General features: G+C 64.9%; 12 protein-coding genes. 7 read left to right on the plus strand and 5 right to left on the minus strand.

The features are described from left to right. Nucleotides 1-8 precede the first annotated feature (8 nt). Nucleotides 9-2,714, minus strand: coding sequence for an aminopeptidase N (pepN, locus tag HV793_RS23985; RefSeq protein ID WP_175163229.1), 2,706 nt, complete (start codon nt 2,712-2,714; stop codon nt 9-11). Nucleotides 2,715-2,862: 148 nt separating this feature from the next. Here pepN and HV793_RS23990 point away from each other — a divergent pair, with 148 nt between their 5' ends. After that, nucleotides 2,863-3,501: a DUF4136 domain-containing protein gene (locus HV793_RS23990; protein WP_175214022.1), complete on the plus strand. Its 639-nt coding sequence runs from the start codon at nt 2,863-2,865 to the stop codon at nt 3,499-3,501. A gap of 88 nt (nt 3,502-3,589) precedes the next feature. Here HV793_RS23990 and HV793_RS23995 read toward each other — a convergent pair whose 3' ends face one another. Further along, on the minus strand, nt 3,590-3,973 hold the full coding sequence (locus HV793_RS23995) for an H-NS histone family protein (RefSeq protein WP_054451087.1): 384 nt from the start codon (nt 3,971-3,973) through the stop codon (nt 3,590-3,592). Nucleotides 3,974-4,769: 796 nt separating this feature from the next. Here HV793_RS23995 and tldD point away from each other — a divergent pair. The 6 genes from tldD (at nt 4,770) to glcF (ending at nt 13,141) form a co-directional block, all read left to right on the plus strand. Beyond that, a complete protein-coding gene (gene tldD / locus HV793_RS24000) occupies nt 4,770-6,230 on the plus strand; it encodes a metalloprotease TldD (protein ID WP_013392574.1) in 1,461 nt (486 codons plus the stop codon). 251 nt (nt 6,231-6,481) lie between these two features. Then, nucleotides 6,482-7,555, plus strand: a complete 1,074-nt coding sequence (gene aroG / locus HV793_RS24005) for a 3-deoxy-7-phosphoheptulonate synthase AroG (protein ID WP_054451088.1) — start codon at nt 6,482-6,484, stop codon at nt 7,553-7,555. Nucleotides 7,556-7,657: 102 nt separating this feature from the next. Then, on the plus strand, nt 7,658-9,067 hold the full coding sequence (locus HV793_RS24010; protein ID WP_119450530.1) for an FAD-binding oxidoreductase: 1,410 nt from the start codon (nt 7,658-7,660) through the stop codon (nt 9,065-9,067). A gap of 205 nt (nt 9,068-9,272) precedes the next feature. Then, the gene (locus HV793_RS24015; protein ID WP_054451090.1) at nt 9,273-10,772 is read left to right on the plus strand and encodes an FAD-linked oxidase C-terminal domain-containing protein; all 1,500 of its coding nucleotides are present in this window, start codon (nt 9,273-9,275) and stop codon (nt 10,770-10,772) included. Between the two features lie 11 nt (nt 10,773-10,783). Next, nucleotides 10,784-11,890, plus strand: a complete 1,107-nt coding sequence (glcE, locus tag HV793_RS24020) for a glycolate oxidase subunit GlcE (RefSeq protein WP_054451091.1) — start codon at nt 10,784-10,786, stop codon at nt 11,888-11,890. A 6-nt stretch (nt 11,891-11,896) separates the two neighbouring features. Continuing rightward, entirely contained in the window at nt 11,897-13,141 is a 1,245-nt protein-coding gene (gene glcF / locus HV793_RS24025; RefSeq protein ID WP_175214023.1) for a glycolate oxidase subunit GlcF, read from the plus strand. Between the two features lie 36 nt (nt 13,142-13,177). On the opposite strand, the gene HV793_RS24030 is transcribed toward glcF, so the two are convergent. The 3 genes from HV793_RS24030 to HV793_RS24040 are packed head-to-tail and all read right to left on the minus strand — an operon-like array spanning nt 13,178 to nt 16,054. Then, entirely contained in the window at nt 13,178-14,617 is a 1,440-nt protein-coding gene (locus HV793_RS24030) for an NAD(P)(+) transhydrogenase (Re/Si-specific) subunit beta (RefSeq protein WP_054451093.1), read from the minus strand. Next, a complete protein-coding gene (locus HV793_RS24035) occupies nt 14,614-14,931 on the minus strand; it encodes an NAD(P) transhydrogenase subunit alpha part 2 (protein WP_013392581.1) in 318 nt (105 codons plus the stop codon). The genes HV793_RS24030 and HV793_RS24035 overlap by 4 nt, the downstream gene beginning before the upstream one ends. Before the next feature lie 4 nt (nt 14,932-14,935). Then, complete coding sequence (locus HV793_RS24040) at nt 14,936-16,054, minus strand: Re/Si-specific NAD(P)(+) transhydrogenase subunit alpha (protein ID WP_054451094.1); 1,119 nt, start codon at nt 16,052-16,054, stop codon at nt 14,936-14,938. Between the last annotated feature and the right edge of the window lie 69 nt (nt 16,055-16,123).

Below are 16,123 nucleotides of genomic sequence, written 5' to 3' on the forward strand. Positions count from 1 at the left end.
GGAACCTCCTATGCTGCGAATTCTAAAGCCTTGGATACGATTTCCTGCACATTGCGCGACAGGCCTTCCTGTGCGCGCACCCGCTGCAGGGCGGCCTGCATAGGCGTGCGCAGGGCGGGCACGAAGCGTGCCCAGTTGTCCAGCGCGCGCGCAAGGCGGGCGGCAATCTCGGGGTTGAGGGCATCCAGCGCCAGCACCTGCTCGGCCCAGAAGGCGTAGCCGGTGCCATCGGGGTGATGCATGCCGCGGGCGTTGTTCAGGCAGAACTGGAAGATCAGCGAGCGCGCGCGGTTCGGGTTGCGCAAGGTGAACGCGGGGTGCTGCATCAGCTCGCGCGCGGTCTGCACGGTGGTCGAGCGGGCCGCAGCCTGCAGGGCGAACCACTTGTCCACCACCAGGGCGTTGTCGCGCCATTTGTCGTAGAAAGCGGCAAGCGCCTTGTGCGGGAAGTCGCCCTGGCCGAAATTGATCAGCGCGGACAGCGCCGCCATGCTGTCGGTCATGTTGCCGGCCTTCTCGTACTGCTGCTCGGCCAGGCGCTGGGCATCCGGTTCGCCCGCCGCCATCAGGTGGCTGAGCGCCAGGTTCTTCAAGGCGCGCCTGCCGGCCGGAACCGGCGCCGGACTGTATTCGCCCGGGGTCTGGTTGTCGTCGAATGCCTGGCGGAATTCGGCGGACAACTGGCGTCCCAGTTCGGCGCGCAGGAAGTCGCGCGCGACCGCGAGGGCCGGCGGGTCCACCTGCTGCATGCGTTCTGCCAGGGTCTTTTCGGACGGCAGGGCCAGGGCGCGGGCGCGATAGGCGGCGTCCAGCGCCGGATCGGTCAGCAACGCGCGCCAGGTCTCGATGAAGGCGGCGTCGGCATGCAGGGTCTTGCCGGCCTGGCGGGCCTCGGCCAGCGCCAGGATCTGGCGGGTGGCGAATTCCTGGCCGGCCTCCCAACGCGCGAAGGGATTGCCGTCGTGCGCCGACAGCAGGGCCAGTTCTTCGTTGGTCCAGTCGTAGTCCACGATGACCGGGGCCGAGAAGTCGCGCAATAGCGACGGCACGGGACGCTCGGCGATATCCTCGAATACCCATTGCTGGCTTTGCTGCGTCAGTTCCAGCAGCGCGGTGTCCAGGACCGCGCCAGCATGGCGCAGCGGCAGCGCGCGGCCGTCGCGGTCCAGCAAGCCGATGGCGAACGGGATGTGGAAGGGGGCCTTGACGTAGTCGGCGCCGGCCTTCTTCTCCACGCCGACCGGCGGGCATTCCTGGGTGAGCGTCACGGTGCAGCGGCGCGCGGCGGCGTCGTGGTCGAGCTTGACGGTCACGCGCGGCGTGCCGGCCTGGCGGTACCAGCGGCGGAACACGGACAGGTCGCGGTCCGGATGCTGGCGCACGTAGACGGATTCCATGGCGGCGACGAAGTCGTCGCAGGTCACGGCCTGGCCGTCATGGCGGCGGAAGTACTCGTCCATGCCGGCGCGAAAGCCTTCCTCGCCCAGCAGAGTGTGCTGCATGCGGATGACTTCGGCGCCTTTTTCGTACACGGTGGCCGTGTAGAAGTTGCCGATCTCCTGGTAACTTTCAGGCCGGATCGGATGGGCCATGGGACCGGCGTCTTCCGGAAACTGGGCGGCGCGCAACGCCACAACGTCGTCGATGCGCTTGACCGCGCGGGCGCTCGCGGCCTCGGCGGCATCCATGCCGTGGGCCATCATGTCGGCGCTGAATTCCTGGTCGCGAAAGACGGTCAGGCCTTCCTTCAGGCTCAGCTGGAACCAGTCGCGGCAGGTGACGCGGTTGCCGGTCCAGTTGTGGAAGTACTCGTGTCCGATGACGGATTCGATGCCTTCATAGTTGGCGTCCGTGGCCGTATCCGCATCCGCCAGCACGTAGGCGGCGTTGAAGATGTTCAAGCCCTTGTTTTCCATCGCGCCCATGTTGAAGTCATGGACGGCCACGATCATGAAACGGTCCAGGTCCAGCTCCAGGCCGAAGCGGCTTTCGTCCCAGCGCAGCGCGCGCACCAGCGAATCCAGCGCCCATTCGGTCTTGGATTCCGAGCCCGGGTCGCTGTAGACCTGCAGCAGCACGTCGCGGCCGCTGGACGTCTTCACGGTGGTTTCGCGGTGGGTGAGCTTGCCTGCCACCAGCGCGAACAGGTAGCAGGGCTTGGGGAAGGGATCTTCCCATTCGACTTCGTTGCGGCCGTCGGGCAACTGGCGCGTGGCCAGCAGGTTGCCGTTGGACAGCAGCACCGGATACTCGGGCTGGGCGCGCAAGGTCACGCGGTAGCGCGACATCACGTCGGGCCGGTCGGCGAACCAGGTGATGCGGCGAAAACCTTCGGCTTCGCATTGGGTGAAGAAGTTGCCGCCCGAGACGTACAGGCCCATCAGCGTGGAATTGGCCGACGGTTTGCATCGGCTGACGATTTCCACCGTGGCGGCGGGGGGCAGGCCGTAAAGGGCCAGGCTGTGTTCGGAAAGGCGGTAACTGTCGGCGGGCAGGGCCGTGCCATTCACGCCTACCGAGACGAGTTCCAGGTCTTCGCCGTCCAGGATCAGGGCGGCGTCGGCGCTGGCCCCGGCCTTGCGTTGCACTTGCATCGTGCAGCGCACTTCGGTCGCGTCCGGCGCGAGGTCGAAGGCGAGGGCGACTTCGGGAATGTCGTAGGGGTAGGGCTGGTAATCCTTGCGATATACGGTTACGGGCGTGTCTGTGCGCATGGGATTGCAGTCCTGTATGAACGAGGGTTCTATTGTAGTGGCTGGGCAAGACGCGCCGACCTGGGCCGTTTGGCGTACCGTAAACTTTTTGTAGCGGTCTGAGTCAAAGTCAGTATCATGGCGCCGTCGCGCGCCAGAGGGGTGTCAAATGTCGAGGTTGTCCATGTTCAATATGCGCCGCTGGGCCGGTCTGCTGGCCGTGGCGGGGGCGTTTGCCCTGACGGGTTGTGCCGCGCCCACGGTTTCCGCGCGGGTCACTTCCTTTCAGCAATGGCCCGCAGGCGTGGAGGGGCAAACCTACCAGTTCATTGCCGCCGACGCCTCGCAAAACAATAATCTCGAATATCAGTCCTATCAGGACATGGTGCGGGCCGGCATAGGCGCAACCGGCCTGGTCGAGGCCAAGCCTGGCGCCAAGGGTCGTTTCGACGTGTCGTTCAACTACGGCACCTCGCAGACCCAGATAATGGTGCAGCGTCCGTACGACCCATATTTCTACGGCGGCTACGGCTACGGAGGTTTCTACGGTCCGCGTCCGTGGGGAGCGGGATATGGCTACTGGGGGCCGGACTGGGTGGACGTGCCCATGGTCGTGCAGCGCAATACCCTCACCCTGCATATCTACGACACGCAGCGCAGCGGCGCCGAGGTATACCGTTCCAGCGCTTTCATATTGAGCGAGCGCGACGATTTCCTGCGTACCATGCCGTACCTGGTGCGCGCAATATTTGATAATTTTCCCGGGAATAATGGCGCGGAACGCGAAATCCGCTTCCCCGTGCAATGAAATCGGCGTGGCTTTTCGGTCCCGCCTTTAAATAAAATCGGCGCACCAAAATGGTGCGCCGATTTTTTTCTTACTGGCGAATAGGTTCTTATTCTTTGATAAGAAAACTGTCGCGGGTCGCGCCTGCGGCTTCTTCCGCGGCGAGCCAGCGGGGAGCCTTGCCACGGCCGCTCCACGTTTCCCCTGTTTGAGGATGGCGGTACTTGGGCGCAACGGCGCGTTTGGCGGCGTTGGCCGGACGGGCAGCGGCGCCAGCCTTGCGGCGGCCGCCGGTGGCGGCGCGGGCGGGTTTGCCGGCGCCATAGGCTGCGACGATTTCTTCAGGCGTGATGTCGTACTCGCGCATCGACGTGATGATCTGCGTGATCACGGGCTTGCGACGCTTGGTTTGCAGGACTTCAGCCTTCTTTTGTAGCTTGTTGATTTCCTTTTCGATCTTTGCTTGCAGTGCTGCGTAGGATTCTCGGGCCATGGTTTATTCCTGATTATGGAACTGCTGTAATCGCCGGCGAAGTTATTGTGTAATTGTTGTGCCTCGCATAATACAGAAGTTACGGCTTGACTTCCTGGTTTCTGAAGCAATTACTTTGTATCAAAAGAGTCCGATACCGTTTTCAGGCGCGCGAGTGCCCGCGACGAGCCAAGTATTGGGAAGGATATTCTCGAATTTGGGACAACTTGAAACAATAGGGGTATTGGTTCACGAGGCGGACGAATAGCCGCGCGTGCCCTTGCATCTGCTCGATTTGTCTCGCAAAGCGCGCAAATGCGGGGCTTCCAGGCTTGGCGCCTGCCTCGAGCAAGCGGTGTGCGAGGCGTTCCCAGAAGTCTGATGACGTGATGGCGGGAACGAATGAATTGTCTAGCAGTCTGATATTGGTCCAACCTGATCAGATGGGGTCCTCGCGCTGCGAGCCCTGCGAGCTGTTTGGCATATTTCATTTTGATGTCAGGTTGTATGACGAGTTTGGCCCGAGATGTCTGAATCCCTTTGCCTATATGCCAGGTGGCTGCAAATGCTCCATGGCGACCAGGAAAAAGGGGCGCATCGAACATCGTTTGAGCTCGTCAATTCAACTTGATATGTAATATTCCGGCCCCATGCATACCTCCGCAGATAATGCCCGCGGTATTTTTGGCCGCCGACGCGTACCTTCCGGAGATCCGTGGCTGGCGCCATGTCGCCGGGCCGCGCCAGCGTTACGATATGATCTCGAGTATCACCGCGAGCGCGCGCCAGCGCGCCGCCGTCTCCTGTACAGAGCCCCATGAAAATCATCGATCCCGCCATTGCTTCCCTCGCCACCGCCAAATCTCTGCTGCTCGACCCCTGGGGCCTGACCGAGGCGGACATGGCGCGCGCGCTGGGTGAGATCTTCACGCACAAGGTCGACTACGCCGATCTGTATTTCCAGTACACGCGCAGCGAGGGCTGGAGCCTGGAAGAGGGCATCGTCAAGACCGGCAGTTTTTCGATCAGCCAGGGTGTCGGGGTACGCGCCGTGAGCGGCGAGAAAACCGCCTTCGCCTATTCGGATTCGCTGTCGCCCGAAGCGCTGTTGTCGTCCGCGCACGCGGTTCGCGGCATTGCGCGCCGCGGCGCTGGCAAGGTAAAGGTGGCGGCGCAGGTCGAAGCCGAGATCGGCCGCAGCCTGTATGCCGATATCGATCCGGTTGCCACCTTGAGCGCTCCCGAGAAGGTCGCGCTGCTGGAACGCGTGGAGCGCATGGCGCGCGCGCGCGATCCGCACGTGATCCAGGTCATGGCGGGGCTGGGCGCCGAATATGACGTGGTGCTGGTGGCCGGCAGCGACGGCCGCCTGGCCGCCGACGTGCGTCCGCTGGTGCGCCTGTCGCTGACTGTCATTGCCGAACGCAATGGCCGCCGCGAAATGGGTCACGCGGGCGGCGGCGGCCGCCTGGGCCTGGCCTATTTCACGGACGAAATGCTGCAGGGTTATGTCGAGCGCGCGGTGCACGAGGCCATGGTGAACCTGGAAGCGCGTCCGGCGCCAGCGGGTGAAATGACCGTCGTGCTGGGTTCGGGCTGGCCCGGCATTCTGCTGCACGAGGCCGTCGGCCACGGGCTGGAAGGCGACTTCAACCGCAAGGGCTCCAGCGTGTTCTCCGGCCGCATCGGTGAGCGCGTGGCCTCAAAGGGCGTGACCGTGGTCGACGACGGCACGATCCCGGATCGCCGCGGCTCGCTCAATATCGACGACGAAGGCAATGCCACCCAGCGCAACGTGCTGATCGAGGACGGTATCCTGCGCGGCTACATGCAGGACACGCTGAACGCGCGCCTCATGAAGACCGCCGCCACCGGTAACGGCCGCCGCGAATCGTTCGCGCATCTGCCCATGCCGCGCATGACCAATACCTACATGCTGGCGGGCGACAAACCGGCCGAGGAAATCGTGTCTTCCGTCAAGCGCGGCTTGTACGCGGTCAACTTCGGCGGCGGCCAGGTCGACATCACCAACGGCAAGTTCGTGTTCTCGGCGTCCGAAGCCTACATGATCGAAAACGGCAAGGTGACCTATCCGGTCAAGGGCGCCACCCTGATCGGCAACGGTCCGGACGCCATGAACCGCGTCACCATGATCGGCAACGACCTGCAGCTGGATTCCGGCGTGGGCACTTGCGGCAAGGATGGCCAGAGCGTGCCCGTGGGCGTGGGCATGCCCACGGTCCGCATGGAAGGCCTGACCGTCGGCGGCACCGCCTGACTCAAAAACACGGATGACGGCTCGAAAAAATTGTGCTAGAGTCAATCCCCATGAAATTCGCGTCCCCCGCTTTTTATTTTTATTTTTATGGTTTTCTGAAGCCGCTGGCGGAGGAAGGGACGCGCTCAATCTGAAGTTTGGAAAGAATCCCCCCAAAAAAGCCGCCAGCGAACTGGCGGCTTTTTTTGCGCCGCCAGTTGAGGAAACCATCTCGGGAACATCCCCGCGGCGGGCAACCCAGGAGCAGTACCGTGTCACACAATACCGATGACCTTCGCATTCGAGAAATCAAAGAGCTGAACCCGCCCGCGCATGTCATGCGCGAGTTCGCCTGCACCAAGGAGGCGTCCGACACCGTGTTCGCCGCCCGCCAGGGGATGCACCGCATCCTGCACGGCATGGATGACCGGATGATCGTCGTGATCGGCCCTTGCTCCATCCATGACACCCGCGCGGCTATCGAATATGCGAAGCGCCTGAAGCCCGTGCGCGACCGGCTGAGCGCCGACCTGGAAATCGTGATGCGCGTGTACTTCGAGAAGCCACGCACCACCGTGGGCTGGAAGGGCCTGATCAACGATCCGGACCTGGACGGCAGCTTCGACATCAACAAGGGCGTGCGCGTCGCCCGTGAACTGCTGCTGGACATCAACAGCATGGGACTGCCGGCGGGTTGCGAGTTCCTGGACATGATTACGCCGCAGTACATCGCGGATCTGGTCTCCTGGGGGGCGATCGGGGCTCGGACGACGGAAAGCCAGGTGCATCGCGAGCTGGCATCGGGACTGTCGTGTCCGGTGGGGTTCAAGAACGGCACCGACGGCAATGTGAAGATCGCGGTCGACGCGATCAAGGCGGCGTCGCAGCCGCACCATTTCCTGTCGGTGACCAAGGGTGGGCATTCCGCCATCGTGTCGACGGCCGGCAACGAGGACTGCCACGTCATCCTGCGCGGCGGCAAGACGCCGAACTACGATGCGGCCAGCATCGAGGCGGCCTGCCAGGACATGTCCAAGGCCGGCCTGGCGCAGCGCATCATGATCGACGCCAGCCACGCCAACAGCAGCAAGAAGCCCGAGAACCAGCCGTTGGTCATCGAAGACGTGGCGCGTCAGATGGAAGCGGGCGACAGCCGCCTGGTGGGCGTCATGGTTGAAAGCCACCTGCTGGGCGGCCGCCAGGACATGGTGCCGGGTACGCCGCTGGTCTACGGCCAGAGCATCACCGACGGCTGCATCGACTGGGACGCCTCGGTCGCCGTGCTTGAACGCCTGGCCCATGCCGTGCGCGAACGCCGCCGCGTCGCCCTGACTTCCGGCAAATAAGCCCCTGGCAGCGCCGCGGATCGCCAAGGCCTGGCGGTTTGCGGCGCGGTGCGCGCGGCGGCGTAGAATAATCAGGTTAACGAACCCGAGATCACGCTGACCATGAACGCTCCCTTGCACGCAGAATCGTTGCGCCGCCCGGTGCCGGCCGCTTGTCTGGATGCCTTGCGCGCCCGCTTTGGCGACCGCCTGTCCGAATCCTCCGCCATGCGCGACCATCATGGCCGCGATGAATCTCCCTATCCGGCCATGCCGCCGGACGCCGTGGTCTTCGCGCACACGACCGAAGAAGTGGCCGAGATCGCCAAGCTGTGCAACGAGCATCGCGTGCCGCTGATTCCCTATGGCGCCGGCTCTTCGCTCGAAGGCCATATTCTGGCGATCCAGGGGGGCATCAGCCTGGACCTGTCGCAGATGAACAAGGTGTTGGCGGTCAACGCCGAGGATCTGACCGCCACCGTGCAGGCAGGCGTGCTGCGCAAGCAGCTCAACGAGGAAATCCGCGACACCGGCCTGTTCTTCCCGATCGATCCGGGCGCCGACGCGAGCCTGGGCGGCATGGCGGCCACGCGCGCTTCCGGCACCAACGCCGTGCGCTACGGCACCATGCGCGAGAACGTCATGTCGTTGACCGTGGTGACGGCGGACGGGCGCATCATCCGCACAGCGGGCCGCGCCCGCAAGTCCTCGGCCGGCTATGACCTGACGCGCATCTTCGTCGGCAGCGAAGGCACCCTGGGCATCATCACCGAAGTGACGGTGCGCCTGTATCCCCAGCCTGAAGCCGTGTCGGCCGCGGTCTGCAATTTCCCCACGCTGGATTCGGCGGTGCAGAGCGTGATCGAAATCATCCAGATGGGAGTGCCGGTCGCGCGCGTCGAGTTCATGGACGCGGCCAGCGTGCGCGCGGTGAACCTGCACAGCAAGCTGACCCTGCGCGAAACGCCGCTGCTGGTGTTCGAGTTCCACGGCAGTCCCGCCGGCGTGCAGGAGCAAGCCGAAACCGTGCAAGCGATCACGGCAGACCATGGCGGCATGGACTTCGAATGGGCAGAGCGTCCCGAAGACCGCAGCCGCCTGTGGACCGCGCGCCACAATGCCTACTTCGCCGGCCTGCAACTGCGCCCCGGCTGCCGCGCCAGCACTACCGACGTCTGCGTGCCGATCTCGCGCCTGGCCGATTGCGTGCGCGACACGGTCGAAGAACTCGACCGCGCCAGCTTCCCCTACACGATCGTGGGCCACGTCGGCGACGGCAACTTCCATGTGCTGATGCTGCTCGATGCGGACAGCGCCAAGGAATGGGAAGAATCCGAAACCATCAACCACAACCTGGTGCGCCGCGCGATCGCCGCCGACGGCACCTGCACGGGCGAGCACGGCGTGGGCCTGCACAAGATGCAGTTCATGGCCGAAGAGCATGGCGAGGACGCCCTGGATCTGATGCGCAGCCTGAAGCACGCGTTTGATCCGAACAACATTCTCAATCCTGGCAAGATCGTGTCCTGGTAAGCCTGCTTCGGCAGTGCAGCCGATATCCGAAGCCGACGGCGCGCCGTCGGCTTTTTTCTTGCCGTCCTCAGGCGCGAACGAGGAGGGCGGCTTTCGCGGTGCGGCAGGCGATTACGGCTGGTTACTTATCTGGCGTGCCATAGGTGCACGGATGCGGGTAAATCCCGGTCTGCTAGTGACGGGCGCTCGCGCTATTGTTGCGCTCATGAATTCATTGGTCGAAACCGGCCTGGCACAAGTGCAGGCGCCTTATTCCTTGCAGCAGCTCATCGAGGCGTTGTCGGCCGTGTTGCCCGCGCACTGCGTGTTGTTCCGCGAAGAAGATACGCGTCCCTACGAGTGCGACGGCCTTTCCCTGTATCGCGCGCTGCCTGCGGTCGTCGCCCTTCCAGAAACGGAAGAGCAGGTGCAGGCCGTCATGCGCATCTGCAAACGCCTGAATGCGCCCGTGGTCGCGCGCGGCGCCGGCACCGGCTTGTCCGGCGGCGCCATGCCGCATAGCCGCGGCGTGTTGCTCGGCTTGTCCAAATTCAATCGCATCAAGCACATAGACCTGGCCAGCGCCACGGCCATCGTGCAGCCGGGCGTACGCAATCTGGCGATCTCGGAGGCGGCTGCGCCTTACGGGCTGTATTACGCGCCTGATCCTTCCAGCCAGATAGCCTGTTCCATCGGCGGCAACGTGGCGGAGAATTCCGGCGGCGTGCATTGCCTGAAGTACGGACTGACCGTGCACAACGTGCTGCGCGTGCGGGTCGTGACGATCGATGGCGATGTGGTTGAACTGGGTTCCGAAGCGCCCGATGCGCCGGGCCTGGACTTGCTGTCCGTCTTCATCGGTTCGGAAGGCATGCTGGGCGTGGTCACGGAAGTGACGGTCAAGCTCATTCCCAAGCCGGCCTGCGCGCAGGTCGTCATGGCCAGTTTTTCCAGCGTGGAAGCAGCGGGCAATGCGGTCACGCAGGTGATCGCGGCCGGCATGATACCCGCGGGCCTGGAGATGATGGACCGCCGCGCGACCCACATGGTCGAACCCTTTGTGCGCGCCGGCTACGACATGGATGCGCAAGCCATCCTGCTGTGCGAATCCGACGGCACGCCTGAAGAGGTGGAGCACGAGATCGCGCGCATGGAGGCCGTGTTCCGCGAGGCCGGAGCCACGCGCTGCCAGGTCTCGTCATCAGAGGCCGAACGCCTGAAGTTCTGGGCCGGCCGCAAGAATGCCTTCCCGGCCGCGGGGCGCGTATCGCCCGATTACTATTGCATGGACGGCACGATACCGCGCCGCCATCTGGCGCGCGTGCTGGGCGCCATCGAACAGATGGAGGACGAATTCAGCCTGCGCTGCGCCAACGTCTTTCACGCAGGCGACGGCAACCTGCACCCGTTGATCCTGTTCGATTCAAACAAGCCGGACGAGGTGGAGCGCGCCGAGAAATTCGGCGCCGCCATACTCGAGCTGTGCGTGCAGGTAGGAGGGACCGTGACCGGAGAGCACGGTGTGGGTATGGAGAAAATAAATCAAATGTGCGTGCAATTCTCTCGCGAAGAACTCGACGCGTTCCTGGCGGTCAAGCGGGCCTTCGATCCGCCCTGCCTGCTCAATCCTGAAAAAGTCATCCCTACGCTGGCCCGCTGCGCCGAATACGGCAAGATGCACGTCCACGCGGGAGAGTTGCGCTTCCCCGATCTCGCCCGTTTCTAGGACCTGTCCTTATGGATTTCGTCCTGTCGGAATTGTGCGACCAGGTCATGACGGCCCGTGCCGGCCATAAACCCCTGTTTGTGATGGGCGGGGGCAGCAAGGCGTTCTATGGCAATTACCGCCCGGTGACGCCGCAGGACGGCCACTGCCTGCTGGACATGACTCCCTATCGCGGCATCGTCAGCTACCACCCGTCGGAGTTGGTGGTGACGGTGCGCGCGGGTACGCCGCTCGCCGAACTTGAAGCCGCGCTGGCCGAGAACGGACAGATGCTGGCCTTCGAGCCGCCGCATTTCTCGGCGTCCGCCACGGTGGGCGGATGTGTCGCGGCGGGGCTGTCAGGCCCGCGCCGCATGAGCGCCGGCGCGCTCAAGGACTTTGTCCTGGGCGCGCAACTGCTGGATTCGGAAGGCCGCATCCTCTCGTTCGGCGGCGAGGTCATGAAGAACGTGGCGGGCTATGACGTGTCGCGCCTGTTGGCCGGTTCGCATGGCATCTTCGGCGCCATACTCGAAGTCTCCCTCAAGGTCGTGCCGCGGCCGATGGAAGAGATCACCCTGGCGTTGCCCGCGACGCAGGCGCAGGCCTTGGCCAGCTTCGCCCTGTGGCGCGGCAAGCCGTTGCCGATCTCGGCCACCAGCTGGAGCGGTGACGAGGCGGGCGCCGAAGGCCAGATGGCCGTGCGCCTGTCGGGCGCGCCGCCCGCGATCGCCAGCGCCCGCCAACTGATAGGCGGCGCGCCGATGGCGCCCGAGGCCGCGCAGGCCTGGTGGCGGTCGCTGCGCGAGCAGACGCATTCCTTCTTCGCGCCGGGCCGGCCCTTGTGGCGCCTGGCGTTGCCGCCCACCGCCGCCGCGTTGGCGCTGGGGCCAACCTTGCTGGAATGGGGCGGAGGCCAGCGCTGGCTGTCGGGCGAGCAAGACGCCGCCGCGCTGCGCGAGACCGCAGAGCGGCTGGGCGGCCACGCCACGCTGTTCCGCACCGGGCAGGGCAAGCCGCCTGCCGACGGCGTATTCCATCCGCTGGCGCCCGGGATCGCCTCGATCACGCGCCGCCTCAAACAAGAGCTCGATCCGGCCGGCCTGTTCAATCCCGGCCGCCTGGTCCTGGATCTATAGGGCATCATGCAAACCAATCTTGCATCCTGGGCACGCGATACCGATCTGGGCAAGGAGGCCGACGCCATCCTGCGGCGGTGCGTGCACTGCGGTTTCTGCACCGCTACCTGTCCGACGTATCAGGTGCTGGGCGACGAGCTGGACAGCCCGCGTGGGCGCATTTATCTGATCAAGCAAGTGTTGGAGGGCGCCGAGCCCACGCAATCCACGCAGCAGCACCTGGACCGCTGCCTGACTTGTCGCAATTGCGAAACCACTTGTCCGTCCGGCGTCCAGTATGGCCATCTGGTGGATATCGGCCGCAAGATCGTGGAAGAGCGCGTGCCGCGCAGCTGGGCCGACAAGACCAAACGCGCCTTGTTGCGCAAGACCATGCTGTCGCCGCTGTTCGCGCCCGCGATGCGGCTGGGGCAGGCGGTGCGCGGCATGCTGCCGGAGGCGCTCAAGCGCAAGGTGCCGGAACGCCGCGCGGCGGGGCCGCTGCCGCAGGTGGCGGGCCATGCGCGGCAGGTGCTGATGCTGGCGGGATGTGTGCAGCCCGCCATGATGCCAACCATCGATGCGGCCACCATCCGCGTGCTGGACGCGGTGGGCATAGGCGCGCGCATCGCGCCCGGCGCCGGCTGTTGCGGCGCGGCCAGTTTCCACCTGGACGCGCAGGAAGAGGCCTTGGTGCAGATGCGCGCCAACGTCGATGCCTGGTGGCCGCTGCTGCAGGATGGCAAGGTCGAGGCCATCGTGATGAACGCGTCGGGCTGCGGCGCCATGGTCAAGGAGTATGCGCATCACCTGCGGCACGATCCGGCCTACGCGCAAAAGGCCGCGGACATCGTGGCGCTGGTGAAGGATGTGGCCGAGATCGTCGCGCCGCATGCGGCGCAATTGCGCGCGCGGCTGCCTGCGGGCACGCGCGCGGCATTCCATCCGCCATGCACGCTGCAGCATTGGCAGGGCCTGCGGCCGCTGTCGGAACAATTGCTGGCGGATCTGGGTTTTGCGTTGCAGCCGTTCGCCGACAAGCACTTGTGCTGCGGTTCGGCGGGCGCCTATTCGGTATTGAATCCAGAGATTGCGCTGGAACTGCGCGACCGCAAGCTGGGCGCGATCGCGGCGGGCGGACCGGACGTGATCCTGTCAGCCAACATCGGCTGCATCGGCCATTTGCAAAGCGGCACCGACACGCCGGTGCGGCATTGGATCGAAGTGGTTGACGAGCAATTGCGCCAGCCTGCGGGCCAGCGCGGCGCGTAGGCGCCGGACGCCTGGCGGCATCCGGCGCCGGGCGTCTTACTCCACGGCCTTGACCATGTCTTCAAGCACCTTCTTGGCGTCGCCGAAAACCATCATCGTGCGGTCCATGTAGAAGAGCTCATTGTCCAGGCCCGCGTAGCCCGATGCCATGGACCGCTTGTTCACGATCACGGTGCGGGCCTTGTAGGCTTCCAGGATGGGCATGCCGGCAATGGGCGACTTCGGGTCGTTCTTGGCGGCCGGGTTGACCACGTCGTTCGCGCCCAGCACCAGCACCACGTCGGTCTGGCCGAACTCGCTGTTGATGTCTTCCATTTCGAAGACCTGGTCGTAGGGCACCTCGGCCTCGGCCAGCAGCACGTTCATGTGGCCGGGCATGCGTCCCGCCACCGGGTGGATGGCGTACTTGACCGTCACGCCGCGCTCGGTGAGCTTTTCCGCCAGTTCCTTCAGCGCGTGCTGCGCGCGCGCCACCGCCAGGCCGTAGCCGGGAACGATGGTCACGCTTTCGGCGTTGGTCATCAGGAAGGCGGCGTCGTCGGGACTGCCCGACTTGACGCTGCGCTGCTGCGCATCGCCCGCCGCAGCGGCGCCGCCAGCCTGGCCGCCGAAGCCGCCCAGGATCACGTTGAAGAACGAACGGTTCATCGCCTTGCACATGATGTAGGACAGGATCGCGCCCGAGGAACCCACCAGCGAACCGGCGATGATCAGCATGGGGTTGTTCAGCGAGAAACCGATGCCGGCCGCCGCCCAGCCCGAGTAGCTGTTCAGCATGGACACCACCACCGGCATGTCGGCGCCGCCGATCGGGATGATGATCAGCACGCCCAGCACGAAGGCGATGAGCGTCATGATGATGAAGGGCGTCCATTCCTGCGTGAGCATGAACCAGATGCCGCAAGCCAGCATCAGCAGCGCCAGCGCCAGGTTCAGCATGTGCTGGCCCGAGAACACCACCGGCGCGCCCTGGAACAGGCGGAACTTGTACTTGCCCGACAGTTTGCCAAAGGCAATGACCGACCCCGAGAACGTGATGGCGCCGACGAAAGTGCCGATGAACAGCTCGAAGCGGTTGCCGGTGGGAATCGGCACGCCGACGGGCACGATGCCGAAGGCATGCGGCTCCGCCACCACGGCCACCGCGATGGCGACCGCCGCCAGGCCGATCATGCTGTGCATGAAGGCGACCAGCTCGGGCATCTTGGTCATCTCGACGCGCTTGGCCATCAGCGTGCCGATGGAGCCGCCAACCAGCAGGCCCAGCACGACCCAGCCCAGGCCGATGGTGGCGGCGCCGTCGCGCGCCAGGCCGACGATGAGCGCGGCCGTGGTCAGCACGGCGATCGCCATGCCGGCCATGCCGAACGCATTGCCGAGTCGCGACGTGGTCGGATGCGACAGGCCCTTGAGCGCCTGGATGAAGCAGACCGAGGCGATCAGGTACAGCAGGGTGACGAGGTTCAGCGAGATCATTTCGCTTCCTCCTTGCCCGCCTTGCGGTCCTTTTTCTTGAACATTTCCAGCATGCGCCGGGTCACGAGAAAGCCGCCGAACACGTTGACCGCGGCCAGCGCCACGGCGAAGACGCCCATGCCGCGCGCCAGTCCGCCTTCGGTCAGCGCGGCCGCCAGCATGGCGCCCACGATGATGATGGCGGAGATGGCGTTGGTGACTGCCATCAAGGGCGTGTGCAGGGCGGGGGTGACGTTCCACACGACGTGGTAGCCGACATAGATGGCCAGCACGAAGATGATGAGATTCATCAGGGTGGGGTTGATCGCTTCCATGCTGTTAGTTCCTCCGCGCCACGTTGCCGCCTTCGCACACCAGGCAGGCCGCGACGATCTCGTCGTCGCGCTGGATCGCCAGCGCGCCGTCCGCATTGATGATGAGCTTCAGGAAATCCTGGATGTTGCGCGCATACAGCGCCGAAGCGTCGGTCGCGACCAGGCCGGGCAGATTGGTCAGCCCGATGATCGTCACGCCATGCTTTTCCACCACCAGGCCTTTCTCGGACAACGGGCAATTGCCGCCGCGCTCGACCGCCAGGTCCACCAGCACCGAGCCCGGCTTCATGGCCGCGACGGTTTCCGCGGACACCAGTGTGGGGGCGGGGCGGCCGGGAATCAGCGCGGTGGTGATGACGATGTCGGCCTGCTTGCAGCGTTCGGACACGAGCGCGGCCTGCCGAGCCATCCAGGCGGGCGGCATGGGCCGGGCGTAGCCGCCCGTGCCTTGCGCGATCTCGCGTTCTTCGTCCGTTTCGAAAGGGACGTCGATGAACTTGGCGCCCAGCGATTCCACCTGTTCGCGCGCGGCGGGACGCACGTCCGAGGCTTCGACCACCGCGCCCAGCCGCTTGGCGGTGGCGATGGCCTGCAGCCCGGCCACGCCGGTGCCCAGCACGACGGCGCGGGCGGCCTTCAGCGTGCCCGCGGCGGTCATCATCATGGGTATCAGGCGGCCGTAGTGGTGCGCCGCCAGCAGCACGGCCTTGTAGCCGGCCAGGTTGGCCTGCGAGGACAGCACGTCCAGGCTTTGGGCCCGCGTGATGCGGGGCGCGGCTTCCAGCGCGAATCCGGTGAGTCCGGCGGCCGCGATCTGCTGGATGCCTTCGGCGTCGAAGGGATCCAGCATGCCGACCACGACGGCGCCGGATTTCATCTGGGGCAGTTCCGCGGCAGAAGGCGCGCGCACCTTCATGACGAGTTCTGCCCCCAACGCATCCTGGGCGCTGCCGAGCGTTGCGCCCGCTGCCTCATAGGCTTCGTCGAGATAGCGGGCGGCAGTGCCTGCCCCGCGCTCCACGATGACGGTGTGTTTTCCGCCTACGTACTTCTTGACGGTCTCCGGTGTTGCTGCGACACGAGTTTCCCCGTCTCGGGTTTCTTTTGGTATCCCGATGTGCATCTACGCCTCTCCTCATTAGTTGGCATCAGTTATACACGGGAAAGTGAAAGGAAAGGTGTCGCGCCCCTG

This window comes from Achromobacter aegrifaciens, assembly GCF_902859965.1.
Lineage (GTDB): Bacteria > Pseudomonadota > Gammaproteobacteria > Burkholderiales > Burkholderiaceae_B > Achromobacter > Achromobacter aegrifaciens.